Source organism: Sinorhizobium sp. Y406, assembly GCF_058732025.1.
In genome coordinates this window covers 1458440-1470621 of record NZ_CM178975.1, presented here as the reverse complement: position 1 = coordinate 1470621, position 12182 = coordinate 1458440, and the positions used below count along the sequence as shown (strand labels likewise).

Sequence of the window (12182 nt, the reverse complement as noted above, 5' to 3'; positions counted from 1 at the left end):
AACGGTTAAGCTCTATCGGCGGGCGCGGTACAGGGCGATGCGGTCCTGCATCCGATAGCCCTGGATGATGGCCGGCATGAACCAAGGATTGCCACGGTAAAGGGGGATGAACTGAGGCGGCCGGAAGTCGAAGGCTGTGCGCGCCTGCTCGCCATGTCCCAGCAGCTTATACGCCGCACGCGTTCCGATCCATGGCGCCCATACTACGCCCGAACCGCAGAAGCCGGTTGCATATACGACGCCGTCCTTCTCGAAGATGCGGGGCAGCATGTGGCGGTGCATCGCCACATTGCCAAACCAGGTGTGCGAAAGGCGGACGTTTTCCAGTTCCGGGAAAAGATTCACCAGGCCCCGGCGCAGGAACAGCTTCGGCGCGGCGGGATCGCCGAAACGAGAACTGTCGCGCCCGCCCAGCAGGATGCGTTTGCCGTCGGGCGTCGGCCGGTAATAGAACCCAAGCTGCCGGCCCTCGATCATCATCATCCGCTTCGGCATCAGCCGGTCCATCACCTCCGGTGCGAGTTCCTGGGTGACAATGATCCGGCTGCGAACCGGGACCAGCCGGCGGCGCAAGAAGGGAACCGCGCCGTCGGTATAACCGTTCGTGCAGACAAGGACCTGCCGCGCCTGAACCGTTCCGGCCGAAGTCACGACCCGAAACCCGGAGCTGTCTTTCTCTATAGAGTTAACATGGGTCTCCGAATGGACCGTCAGTCCCGAAGCGAGAGCGACACGCAGGAGCTCGGCATGGAACTTGGCCGGGTGCAGCCCACCGATATCCATCCGCGCCATGCCGCCGCGATAGAAATCCGTGCCGATGTAGTTACGCTGTTCGGCGTATGGCACTGCATAGGCCTCGATCCCCAGTCTCTTCGCCAGCACTTCGGCGCTCCGGGCCGTCATCTCGTAATCGTCATATCCGATAACGCCCTTGAACTGGCCAACCAGCTGAAAGTCGCAGTCGAGCCCTTCGGTCCTGATGAAGTCATAAAGGAACTCGCGGGCGATCTTGCCCTCCGCCTCGATTGCATTCGCCTTCTCTTCGCCGAAGCGCCGGCTAATCGTGGCGTAATCCAGCCGAATGCTTCCGCTGGTGATTCCGCCGTTGCGCGTCGAGGCCCCCTCGCCCGGCTTCATCGCATCGAAGGCCGCGACCGAACGGCCCTCGCGCGCCAGAACGAGACCCGCCGACAGACCGGTGTATCCGGCGCCTATGATCGCCACGTCGAGCTTCTTGGCCAACGGCTGTCGCGGCAGCGGTTTGACGGGTGCCTCTTCCCACCAGTAGGGCGTATTCTTGTCTGCGATTCTGGAGTCTTCCATTAGACTGACTTCTCGTTGCGTTCGGCCAAGGCTTTCTGAGATTTCTGGGAAAACAGGCGGCGTTCGCCCGTATGGTTCGATCAAGTGCGGCAGCTACGCTTCGCCCTTTTCAAACCCCTCCAACAGCGGAGCCTTTCCACGAAGCTGGCGCCATCGGCCGGACCCATTTCCCTCAGGTGTGATCACCGCGAACATCGAGCGCATCCCTGAGGCCGTCGCCGATGAAGTTGAAGCTGGTTACGGCGATGGTAATGGCGGCACCCGGAATGATCGCCAACCACGGGGCGCTACCCAGATACTGTTGCGCGCCGTTCAACATGTTTCCCCAGCTCGGCAGCGGCGGCTGAATCCCATAGCCGAGGAAGCTGATATAGGCCTCCATGAGGATCGCGCGGGCCACGGTCAAAGTGGCCGCGACGATGATCGGACCAATGGCATTGGGAAGGATTTCGCGGAACATGATATGGGTTCCGCTCAAGCCCAGCATGCGACCGGCCTGGACGAATTCCCGCTCGCGAAGAGAGCGGACCTCGGCCTCGACGATCCGCGCAACCTCCATCCAGCTCGTGGCAGCGATGACAACCGTAATCATCATTGGGCTTGGCTTCAGCGCTGCGGCAAGCGCCAGCACCAGGAAAATCGACGGAAACGACAGGAATCCGTCCACCGTCCGCATCAGCGTCGTGCCGATCCAGCCGCCCCGGTAGCCCGCGAGCACGCCGACAAGGGTGCCGATCAGCGTCGACAGCAGCATGGCGGAGAAGCCAACCAGCAGGGAAACCCGCCCCGCCATGAAGAGCCGCGCCGCCAGGTCCCGGCCCAGCGGATCGGTTCCGAGATAGTGGTGGCCGGTGAACGGCGGAGCAAAGCGGGCGCGCAGGTCGATATAGAGCGAATCATAGGGCAGCAGGTACGGCCCCAGAACGCACGCCAGCGTCAGCAAGGCGATCATCACGATCCCGATCAGGGCCAGATGATGGCTCATGAAGCGGTGTGCGGTTCGGCTGTTCCACCAACGCTCCTGGCGTGAATTTGCAACAATGGCGGTCATGTTGGCGGTCTCCTGTTGAGCGTCCATGAGGCGCTTAACTCAGACGGATACGGGGATCGATGATGGCGACGACGATGTCGGCGATCAGGTTGCAGAGCACGACGAGGATCGCCGAGAACATCAGCAGTCCCATCACCACCGGGTAGTCGCTGTAGCCCAGACTATCGAGGAACAGCCGGCCCATTCCCGGCCAGGTAAACACAGTCTCGGTGACCAGAGCACCTGTCAGGACGCTCGGAAGCTGCATCCCCGCCAGCGTGATCATCGGCAGAAGCGCGTTACCGACGACATGCTTCATCAGGATCCGGCGCTCGCTTAGCCCTTTGGCACGGGCCGTCTTGACGAACTCCTGGCTGATGACGTCAAGCGTCGCGGATCGCATGTAGCGGCTCCAGATGGCGACATGCACCAGCGCCAGCACGATGCTCGGCATGATCAGGTGATGAAGGTAGTTCAGGGCCGAGCCGTCGCCGATCGTGTACATGTTGCCGGCCGGCAGCCAGCCGAGCCGCAGCGAAAACACATAGATGCCGACCAGCCCGAACCAGAATGTCGGGATCGACAACGCCACCATGGCACCGACCGTCGCCAGATAGTCAAAAGCCGAATAGCGGTGCGTGGCGCCGCGGATGCCGATCCAGGTGCCGATGGCAATGGCGATGACTGTGGAGGACCCCATCAACAACAGCGTCGCAACAAGGTGGCGACCAATCACGTCCAGCACCGGAGCACCGTCGCGGAAGGAGTGACCCCAGTCACCCTGGACGAGGCGCCAGGCCCAGTCCAGATATTGCATCCACAGCGGACGGTTGAGCCCCAGCTGCTCCTTCAGGCGATTGAGATCGTCCTGGGTCATGCTGGGATCGAGCCCGAATTGCGCCAGCGGGCCGCCGGGAAGGAGGTTGAGCACGACGAACCCGATGACGGAAACGATCAGCAGCAGGACGAGGCTCTGTGAAAGGCGATTGAGCAGGAAGCCGCGCATTGGCTCTCCTCCTTCATGACAGCGTCAAAGAATGGCCGCCGCCTGACGCGGCGGCCGCGTATGTCACACGTAGGTCAGCCCTGCCAGCGCCATCCTGCAGCATGCCAGGAAGCCGTGCGGGTGTTGGCATTGGCCTCGAAGCCCTCGAGACCCTCCTTGCGCCCGACCACATTGGTTGGGGCAAACAGCGGCAGGAACGGCAGGTCCTCGCGGACGATCTCCTGCACGCGGTAGTAGATCTCGCGGCGTGCCTCCGGATCGAAGGTGCGGGCACCTTTGTCGAGCAGCGCATCGACTTCCGGGTTGGAGTATTGGGCGGTGTTCGAGCCCTTCCCGCCCTTCGCGCCAATGGCGCTGGTGTGGAGGCGGTTGGTGGCGTCCGGGTCCGCGGCGATGAGATAGGTGACACCCGCCATCGCCGAGTCGAACTGCGACTTGAGCCAGAAATCGCCCCACATGACGGCCGCCGGCATATTCGAGATGGTCATCTCGACGCCGATCTCCGCGAACGTCTGCTGCAGGAACTGCTGCACCTGTTCCCGCAGATTATTGCCCGAAGTCGTCGAATTGGCGAACGAAAGTCGGATTCCGTCCTTGGCACGTATGCCATCCGGTCCCGGAACCCAGCCCGCCTCGTCGAGGATTTTGCGAGCCCGGTCGAGGTTGAACTCCTGCGCCGGCAGGTTGGGATTGTGATAGTAGGACTGCTTCGGCATGAACGTCTCGGTGAGCGTGCCCACGCCATAGTAGATCGCGTCGATAATGGCGTTTCTGTCCATTGCGGCATAGAGCGCCTGGCGGACAGCCGGGTCCTTGAATTGCGGCTTCTCGAGATTGAGAAAGATCGACTCGAGCGAAGCCCCCGGCTCCAGTGTCACCACACGGCCCGGCAATGTCTTGGCCTCCTCGTAGTGGTCGGCGGTGATGTACGCCTGGTCTGTAAGGTCGATGTCGCCGCTCTTGAACTGAGTATAGAGCACCGTCATGTCGGGAATGTACTTGAAGATCAGCCGCTCGATATAGGGGCCGTCGCCGAAATATTGCGGGTTCGCGACGAGTTCGAGATGGTCGCCGGCAACTCGTTGCGCCCACTTGAAGGCACCGGTGCCGACGGGCGCCTGATTGAAGGCGGCGGTGTTGGGATCGGCCTCCTTCTCGAGAATGTGCTTGGGCACCATGAAGGTTTCGGCGAGGAACGAGAGATAAGGGGCGAAAGTCTCCTCCATGCGCCAGGTCAGCTCAGTCGGCGAGACCACCGTGATGTCCCGCACCAAGGAATGCCCGCCCGTGCGCCACGCGCGGAAGTTCGGATTGGTGATCAGCTCGAGAGTGAACTTCACATCCTCGGCGGTGAAGGGCTCGCCGTCGTGCCAGCGGACGTCATCACGCAGCCGGATGCGCCAGTTCAGGCCGTCCTCCGAAATGCCGCCATTCTTCTGTGTGGGCACTTCGGCCGCAAGATTGGGCTGGAGAACACCCTTCGGATCCATGCGGAAGAGGGCGTCGAAGACAGAGAAATGGACCGCGTCGTCGACCTCGATATGCGCCATCAGCGGATGGAAGACAGTGGGTTCTTGCGAAAGCCCGACGACGACGCGGCCGGTCGGGTCGGCGATATCGGCAAAGGCAGGCTTGCCGAGCAGGTTGGGTGCGGCAAAGCACGCAAGGCCGCCGGCCGCCATGAGGCGGAGCGCATCGCGTCGCGAATAGCCCGATTTCGGTGTAGAATCTTTCGTCATGATATTTCCTCCCTAGTGATATTTCGGCCGTAGCTCTCAAGAGTTAACGGCAATCGGTCGAGTGTCCCTCGGTCGCTCCCCGGGAATCGCGGCCACCAGCTCACGCGTGTAGGCCGATTGCGGGTCGAGAAAGATCTGGGATGGCGGGCCGCGCTCGACGATCCGCCCCTTCTGCATCACCGCGATTTCGTCGCAGATCTGGCTGGCGACGCGCAGATCATGGGTGATGAAGATCATCGATACGCCGGTTTCCCGCTGGATCCGGTCGAGCAGCTCGAGGATCTGCGCTTGAATGGACACGTCGAGCGCAGAGACCGCCTCGTCGGCAATCAGCAGCTTCGGCTTGAACATGAGAGCCCGGGCGATGCCGATGCGCTGGCGTTGCCCACCGGAGAACTCGTGCGGATAGCGGCCGAAAGCACCGGCATCGAGGCCGACATGGGACAGCAAGGCTCGCGCCTCCTCACGCGCCTGGTGATACGGCATGCCATGCGCGACGGGACCAACGGTCAGGATTTGCCCAATGGTCGAACGCGGGTTCAGCGACGCGAAGGGATCCTGAAAGATCATCTGGATCCGCGGCCGCAGCGGCCGAAATTCGGATTCCGAAAGCTTGGCGATGTCGCGGCCTTCGAACAGAATGCGACCGCCATCGCTGTCCTGCAGCTTGATCAGAAGCCGTCCCAGCGACGACTTGCCGGAGCCGCTTTCGCCGACCACACCCAGCGTGCGCCCTTGAGCCAATTCGAACGAAACATCCTTGACCGCAGGCACGATACGCTGGCTGCCGAACAGGGTACTGCCGCTGCGATAGGTCTTGGACAGCTCTTCCACCTTCAGGATCGTCTCGTTGCTCGCCTCCGCCTGACTTGTGCGATCCTCTCCCGTCAGGTGCGGAACGGCCGCGATCAGGCGTTGCGTATAGGGGTGGGTGGGGGATTTGAGAACCTGCTCGGCGCTGCCTTGCTCGACAATGCGGCCTTTCTCCATCACCACGACGCTATCGGCGATCTCCGCAACGACGCCGAAGTCATGGGTGATGAACATCACGCTCATGCCCTTGCGGCGCTGAATGTCCCGGATCAGCTTGAGGATCTGTGCCTGCGTCGTCACGTCGAGGGCCGTGGTCGGCTCGTCCGCGATCAGGACCGTGGGTTCGAGCGCCAGCGCCATGGCGATCATCACGCGCTGGCGTTGCCCGCCCGACAGCCGGAACGGATACTGGTAGTACATGAGCTCCGGATCGGGCAGACCGACTTCGGTCAGCAGCTCCACGGCGCGGCTGCGCCGCGACGCCTTCGTGCCCACGCCATGCGCCATCAGGACTTCGGTAATCTGCTCGCCGACCGTCATCAGCGGGTTGAGCGCCGAGAGCGGATCCTGGAAAATCATCGATACGACGCGGCCGCGCAGTCCTCGCAGTTTTTTCGCCGGTGCGCCGATGATGGCCGTGCCGTCGAGATGAATGGCGCCGGACGAGACGGGGATCAGCTTCGGCAAGAGCCCCATGATCGTGTTGGCCGTGACCGACTTACCTGAACCGGACTCGCCGATAATGCACAGGATCTGCCCCCGCTTGAGATCAAACGAGATGTTCTCGACGGCATGGGCCCGTTCCATGCCTTTCGGCAGGTCGACCGTCAGGCCACGCACCGAAAGCGCTGCCTCGTGTCCAGAAACAGCCTCTGTTCTAGCGGCCATTGAGATTCCTCCCATTTCAACGGAGCCGTCACGTTGCGATGTTAGTCGCTGCTCTCTGCGTGCTGCCATCCGACGATCATTCTGCCAGCAGTGCTCAGCACGCATTCCCTGTGGGTCAGCGCCATTCGCTACCAATCGTGACCTGAACCGCGATCAATATAAGATTGGTCTTGCTATTGGTGTCAATATAGATCAATTTGGTTGCGGAAAATAATTTGGGAGGACTCATGAGCGTGGTCTTGAAGGATTTCATCGAAGCCGAAGGTCTGGAGCCCGGAGATCGGTTACCGCCTGAGCGCGACCTGGCGCTCAAACTCGGGCTGCCCCGCACCGCACTTCGACGGATGCTCGCTAATCTCGAAAAGGAGGGTCGGCTCATCAGGCATGTGGGCAGGGGGACATTCATCGCTGGCAGCGGGGTTACCTCGACGGCGCTGCGTCGCCCACCAGGCAGCACGGGAGATGCGTTGCGCACCTATCCGGCCGAAGTCTTCGAGGCTCGGCTGATCATGGAGCCCAAGATCGCGGCGTTGGCGGCGTTACGCGCAACCAGGCAGGAGATCGACGAAATGCAGAAATCGATTGATCGGGGGAGCGAGGCAGAAACCCTGGTCGAATTCGAGAAATGGGACGCTGTCTTTCACCGCATCATCGTCGGAGCCGCCCGTAATGGTTTGCTCGCCTCGATCTATGAAGGCATTCACACGGTACGGGCAGGAAATCTCTGGGGGAAAATGAAGGAACAGTCACTAACCCCTGAGCGCATGAAGGCCTATATCGCAAAGCATCAGGCCACTCTTGACGCCATCAAAGATCGCGACAGCAGAGAGGCCGAGCGAAACATGTACGACCACATCGTCGAAGCCAGAACAAATATCCTTGGCCCGAATACCTGAGCACCTCATAGCGGTCTGGTATTGAAGCGTGTTGTTGCACTTCCAATGCTTAACCGGTTTCACGTCAGGTTGGGCACCGCGACGGTGTGTTGACTCAAGACGCAGCATAGAAATCTTCTTGAATGGTGGCGAGAAGCCACGACACAAATTGTTCGATCCCAGCCGTCTTCTTCGCCAGCGCCGAACGGATGATGCCGTAATGTGAGCCATCAGGCTGAAAGCCGAGTGGCGCGACTAGGCGGCCTTTGCGGATATCGTCGATGGCAATGATCTTGGGGCACATGGCCACGCCCAGACCGCCGGCTGCGGCCTCCGCCATCAGGAAATGATGGTCAAGAAAGCGCGTCGAGCGCGGCTTCGGCGCCTCCGGATGGGCGGCGGACCACTTCTGCCAGCCATCAGGCCGGGTCTTTGCTGCAAGCGCGATATAATCACCGGCCGCGAACCGATCCGTCATGGCGGGATGCATGACGGGACCGACTTGCTCTTCGACCAACCGCTCGACCTGCCAGTGCGCATCGAGCGCGAAATCCAGCCTTCGGATCGCGAGCGTGATACGGTCGCGCGCAAAATCGAAGCCACCACCACCGACGGAAAGGTGAAGGTCGATCTCGGGATGACGATCCTGGAACTCCGAGAGCCGCGGGATCAGCCAGCGCATGGCGACCGACCGCTCGCAGGAAACGACGACCGGCGGTGACACGTCGACTTTGCGGATATCCTCCAACGCCGACGCAACGAGCGCCAGCGCATTCGTCGTCGCCTGCGCGAGGCGCGTGCCCTCTCCCGTCAGCCTTAGGCCGCGCCCATCCGGTTCTAGCAACCGGATATCGAGATGTTCGGAGAGTTTCGAAACGCGCCGGCTGACGGCACCATGCGTCAAGTTCAACTCAGACGCGGCCGCACGTACGGAACCCAGGCGCGCAACGACCTCAAAGGCACGCAGATCATCGAGGGAAGGAAAGTCCGAACGCTTCATTGGTGACAATGTATCACCAATACGCGTGAAATCATATCGATATTCCTCCCGAAATTTGGGCGATAGCTTGAGGTCATGGCAGAAACCATTGACAGACTCAAACACATTGGCGTCGTCGCAGACGACCTGACAAGCGCGGCGGACGGGGCAATCGCTTTTCTGGAACGCGGCTATATCCCTCGCATCTGCAGAGTAGGATCGGACGATACCCATGCCAGTCTCGTCTCAATCGACACCGGCAGCCGCACACTCGATGAGGGCGATGCAGCGCATGTGACGCGCCAGGCGATAACCACGCTTGCAGACAGGCCGCTCCTCTATAAGACGATTGACTCGACCCTACGTGGCCACATCCGCGTGGAAATTGCCGCCGCATTCCAGGCCAGCGGCCGGCCACGTCTGGTCATCGCACCTGCTTTTCCCGCTGCCGGGCGAACGACCATCGACGGTATTCAACTGCTGCATGGCGAGCCGGTTGCACAAACGGCGTACAACCGCGACCCTGTCCATCCCGCCCACACGTCGCGCATCGAAGACTTGATCGAGCCCAGCCTCGGCCGGATCGCCAAAATTTCCGCGCACACCGAGTTCGGTGAGATCGGCAAGGCGATTGGCGACGCTCCTGTGGTTATCGTCGATGCATGCGAGCAGGTGATGCTGAATCGTCGGATTGCGGAGATTCAGAAGCACGGGCCAGCGTTGTGGGTCGGCTCGCCAGGCATGGCGGAGGCGTTGGCCACGGTAGTCGAGCGGCGCACAGGCCAGGACACCTTCACGCCAGAAGCCACGCCGAACCGTGTACTCGTGCTTGTCGGCAGCGCGAACCATGTCAGCCGTTCGCAGTGCGAGAGGTTGGCCGCGACAGGCGCTTCGGTCGCAATGCGTGCGACGGATCTCGACGAGGCGGCTTCGGTTGTCTGTATCCGTACACCGCACATCCGAACCAGCGATCCCGCGAAGGCTCTCGCCACCCTGGTGGACGAGGCAGAGATCGCTTTATCCCGACATCGATACGACGCCATCGTCGCAACGGGTGGAGAAACGATGCAAGCCCTTTTGGAACGCCTCACCATTCACGCCTTCGATTTGATCCGCGAACTCGAGCCCGGCTTTCCCCTCGGCTGCGCTCGCCTTGCCGATGGACGAATGATGCTCCTTGCCATGAAAGCAGGCGGCTTCGGTTCCGACATGACGCTGCGCAATGCCACCGACACTATTCGCCGGACGGGAAAGGAGCCCGCATGAACACTTCCCTGACGCCGCTTGCCGTTACCATGGGCGATCCCTCCGGCATCGGGCCGGAGATCGTGGCAAAGACAATGCTTGCCCGCACCGACCTCCGTCGCAGTGTCGTCGTCGGCGATCCGGCCGTGATGGCGAAGGCCATCGCCGGCCTCGGCGGCGGTCTGCACCTGAACGAGATCCATGACGTCGCCGACGCGAAACCGGATGGCGCCCTGAATATCCTCGCCGCGTCCCGCGTCGAGACCCCACCTGCAATCGGCAAGGTGAGCGCCGCCAGCGGCCGCATGGCCTATGATGCCATCGTTGCGGCGATCGAACTCGCCAGGACGGGCAAAGTCGCCGGCATCGTGACGGCGCCGATCCACAAGGAGGCGCTGGCCGCTGCGGGGCTTCCATACCCCGGCCACACGGAAATCCTCGCGGCAAAAGGTGGCGCGGGGCGCGTGGCGATGATGCTCGCTAATGACGATATTCGCTCCGTTCTCGTGACGATCCACTGTTCGCTGGCAGACGCGATCCGCCGGGCGGATTTTCCGGCACAGATGTCCGCGATACGCCTGGCCCACCAGGGGGGACGCGCATTGGGAATCGCCCGCCCCCGCATCGCCGTTGCAGGGCTCAATCCGCATGCGGGCGAAGGGGGTCTCTTCGGAGATGAGGAAGTCCGCATCATCGCGCCCGCTATCGCGGCAGCCCGCGCGGAAGGCATAGACGCCAGCGGCCCTTGGCCCGGTGACACGGTTTTCATGCAGGCGCGAAACGGCCGCTTCGATGTGGTCGTCGCGCAGTATCACGACCAGGGGCTGATACCGGTCAAATATCTCGGTTTGGAGAGGGGCGTGAACATCACGCTCGGCCTGCCCTTCGTGCGCACAAGCCCCGACCACGGCACCGCCTTCGATATCGCCGGCCGTGGCATCGCCGATCCGAGGAGTCTCGAAACAGCGATCGACTACGCCCGCCGACTGGGCGAAGGCACCGTACGACCAGGAGGATTGACATGACCCCCATCGATTTCATCTTCATGCTGACCCGCAACGACCGGACGATCCCGGATGCTCTGGCGCAGCTTCCCTTGGTGCTTTCTGCGGGTGTCCGCCATATCGGCTTCAAGGATATCGGCCTCCCCTTCGAGGTGCTTTCCGAGCTTAATCGGGAAATCCGGGCCGCGGGCGCGAAGAGTTATCTCGAAGTGGTTTCACTCGACCGCGCCAGCGAAATCGCCTCGGTGCGGGCCGCCCTCACGCTCGGCGTCGACTATCTGCTTGGCGGCACCCATGTCGACGACGTCCTTCCCCTCCTTAAGGGAAGTGGAATCCGCTACTACCCCTTCCCCGGCCGCATTGTGGGTCATCCCAGCGTTCTGGAGGGGTCCACGACGGAGATCGTTGCAAGCGCAAAAGACCTTGCCGGCCGCGAGGGCGTCCACGGCCTCGATCTCCTTGCCTATCGCGCCGACGTCGATGTCGCAAACCTCATCCGGGCCGTCTGCGACGCCGTCGCCAAGCCTGTCATCATCGCAGGCTCGATCGACCGCGCTGAACGCATCCATGCCGTCGTCAGCGGCCGCGCCGCCGGCTTCACGGTCGGCACCGCCGCTCTGGAAGGCCGCTTCCCTGCAAGCGTTCCAGGCTTGACGCATCAGCTCCTGGCGATCACTTCCATGAAGAACCAGGCGAATGCGTTAATCGAGCGCAGCCTTGGCCAGGGCGCTACTGCATGTCTCCTTTAATCGACCTCGATCAAGGGACAAAGTGTTGACGAGATTCTATGGCCGAAACAGGTCCGTCAGCGGCAGGTGCCCCTTCACGATCGGCGATTTCAGCACGACGAAGCTGAAATATTTATCGATGCCGACGTCCAACTCGACCAGCCGTTCCATGATCTCCTGATATTCGCCGATCCCGGCGGTCACGAATTTCAGGAGGTAGTCGTAGCCGCCGGAGACCACATGGCATTGGATCAATTGATCGATCTTTTCGACGGCGGCAAGGAAGCGTGCAAAATCGGTCTGTCGGTGGTTCTTCAGCGTGACCTCGGTGAATACCGTCAGCGTCTGCCCCAGCTTGGCAACATTGATCTGCGCCGAATAGCCCTCGATATAGCCCTCCGACTGCAGCTTCTTCACGCGCATGAGGCAGGGGCTCGGCGATAGATTCACCACCTCCGAAAGCTCCACATTGGTCATGCGGCCGTTCTGCTGCAGCACCTGGAGGATCTTAATGTCGATCCGATCGAGTTTCATGGTCTTGGCTTTCGCTGA

At 61.6% G+C, this 12182-nt stretch carries 11 protein-coding genes; 4 read left to right on the top strand and 7 right to left on the bottom strand.

Annotated features, from left to right (window positions below; translation table 11 throughout):
- Positions 1–12: 12 nt before the first annotated feature.
- The 5 genes from AC4P1R_RS23775 to AC4P1R_RS23755 form a co-directional block, all read right to left on the bottom strand.
- Positions 13–1323: an NAD(P)/FAD-dependent oxidoreductase gene (locus AC4P1R_RS23775; protein ID WP_492178053.1), complete on the bottom strand. Its 1311-nt coding sequence runs from the start codon at positions 1321–1323 to the stop codon at positions 13–15.
- A gap of 172 nt (positions 1324–1495) precedes the next feature.
- Positions 1496–2374: an ABC transporter permease gene (locus tag AC4P1R_RS23770; RefSeq protein WP_492178052.1), complete on the bottom strand. Its 879-nt coding sequence runs from the start codon at positions 2372–2374 to the stop codon at positions 1496–1498.
- Positions 2375–2408: 34 nt separating this feature from the next.
- Positions 2409–3359, bottom strand: coding sequence for an ABC transporter permease (locus AC4P1R_RS23765; RefSeq protein WP_492178051.1), 951 nt, complete (start codon positions 3357–3359; stop codon positions 2409–2411).
- Positions 3360–3433: 74 nt separating this feature from the next.
- A complete protein-coding gene (locus tag AC4P1R_RS23760; protein ID WP_492178050.1) occupies positions 3434–5098 on the bottom strand; it encodes a peptide ABC transporter substrate-binding protein in 1665 nt (554 codons plus the stop codon).
- A gap of 36 nt (positions 5099–5134) precedes the next feature.
- Positions 5135–6799 carry an ABC transporter ATP-binding protein gene (locus tag AC4P1R_RS23755; RefSeq protein ID WP_492178049.1) on the bottom strand — a complete coding sequence of 555 codons (1665 nt, stop codon included), beginning with the start codon at positions 6797–6799 and terminating at the stop codon, positions 5135–5137.
- Between the two features lie 227 nt (positions 6800–7026).
- On the opposite strand from AC4P1R_RS23755, the gene AC4P1R_RS23750 reads away from it, so the two are divergent.
- Positions 7027–7695, top strand: coding sequence for a FadR/GntR family transcriptional regulator (locus AC4P1R_RS23750; RefSeq protein ID WP_492178048.1), 669 nt, complete (start codon positions 7027–7029; stop codon positions 7693–7695).
- Positions 7696–7789: 94 nt separating this feature from the next.
- Here the strand turns inward: AC4P1R_RS23750 and AC4P1R_RS23745 are convergent, their stop codons facing one another.
- Positions 7790–8674 carry a LysR substrate-binding domain-containing protein gene (locus AC4P1R_RS23745; RefSeq protein ID WP_492178047.1) on the bottom strand — a complete coding sequence of 295 codons (885 nt, stop codon included), beginning with the start codon at positions 8672–8674 and terminating at the stop codon, positions 7790–7792.
- Between the two features lie 75 nt (positions 8675–8749).
- Here AC4P1R_RS23745 and AC4P1R_RS23740 point away from each other — a divergent pair, with 75 nt between their 5' ends.
- Genes AC4P1R_RS23740 through AC4P1R_RS23730 form a run of 3 tightly spaced genes read left to right on the top strand, consistent with a single transcriptional unit; the run spans position 8750 to position 11651 of the window.
- Positions 8750–9919 carry a four-carbon acid sugar kinase family protein gene (locus AC4P1R_RS23740; protein ID WP_492178046.1) on the top strand — a complete coding sequence of 390 codons (1170 nt, stop codon included), beginning with the start codon at positions 8750–8752 and terminating at the stop codon, positions 9917–9919.
- Positions 9916–10923, top strand: coding sequence for a 4-hydroxythreonine-4-phosphate dehydrogenase PdxA (gene pdxA / locus AC4P1R_RS23735; protein ID WP_492178045.1), 1008 nt, complete (start codon positions 9916–9918; stop codon positions 10921–10923). The genes AC4P1R_RS23740 and pdxA overlap by 4 nt, the downstream gene beginning before the upstream one ends.
- Entirely contained in the window at positions 10920–11651 is a 732-nt protein-coding gene (locus tag AC4P1R_RS23730; RefSeq protein ID WP_492178044.1) for a 4-hydroxythreonine-4-phosphate dehydrogenase, read from the top strand. The genes pdxA and AC4P1R_RS23730 overlap by 4 nt, the downstream gene beginning before the upstream one ends.
- A 36-nt stretch (positions 11652–11687) precedes the next feature.
- Here the strand turns inward: AC4P1R_RS23730 and AC4P1R_RS23725 are convergent, their stop codons facing one another.
- Positions 11688–12164, bottom strand: coding sequence for an Lrp/AsnC family transcriptional regulator (locus AC4P1R_RS23725; protein ID WP_492178043.1), 477 nt, complete (start codon positions 12162–12164; stop codon positions 11688–11690).
- Positions 12165–12182: the final 18 nt, after the last annotated feature.

Bases quoted from the DNA above. Each gene is read 5' to 3' on its own strand.
- AC4P1R_RS23775 (WP_492178053.1), bottom strand. From the start codon at position 1,323: ATGGAAGACTCCAGAATCGCAGACAAGAATACGCCCTACTGGTGGGAA.
- AC4P1R_RS23750 (WP_492178048.1), top strand. From the start codon at position 7,027: ATGAGCGTGGTCTTGAAGGATTTCATCGAAGCCGAAGGTCTGGAGCCC.
- AC4P1R_RS23755 (WP_492178049.1), bottom strand. From the start codon at position 6,799: ATGGCCGCTAGAACAGAGGCTGTTTCTGGACACGAGGCAGCGCTTTCG.
- AC4P1R_RS23740 (WP_492178046.1), top strand. From the start codon at position 8,750: ATGGCAGAAACCATTGACAGACTCAAACACATTGGCGTCGTCGCAGAC.
- AC4P1R_RS23730 (WP_492178044.1), top strand. From the start codon at position 10,920: ATGACCCCCATCGATTTCATCTTCATGCTGACCCGCAACGACCGGACG.
- AC4P1R_RS23770 (WP_492178052.1), bottom strand. From the start codon at position 2,374: ATGACCGCCATTGTTGCAAATTCACGCCAGGAGCGTTGGTGGAACAGC.
- AC4P1R_RS23765 (WP_492178051.1), bottom strand. From the start codon at position 3,359: ATGCGCGGCTTCCTGCTCAATCGCCTTTCACAGAGCCTCGTCCTGCTG.
- pdxA (WP_492178045.1), top strand. From the start codon at position 9,916: ATGAACACTTCCCTGACGCCGCTTGCCGTTACCATGGGCGATCCCTCC.
- AC4P1R_RS23725 (WP_492178043.1), bottom strand. From the start codon at position 12,164: ATGAAACTCGATCGGATCGACATTAAGATCCTCCAGGTGCTGCAGCAG.
- AC4P1R_RS23745 (WP_492178047.1), bottom strand. From the start codon at position 8,674: ATGAAGCGTTCGGACTTTCCTTCCCTCGATGATCTGCGTGCCTTTGAG.
- AC4P1R_RS23760 (WP_492178050.1), bottom strand. From the start codon at position 5,098: ATGACGAAAGATTCTACACCGAAATCGGGCTATTCGCGACGCGATGCG.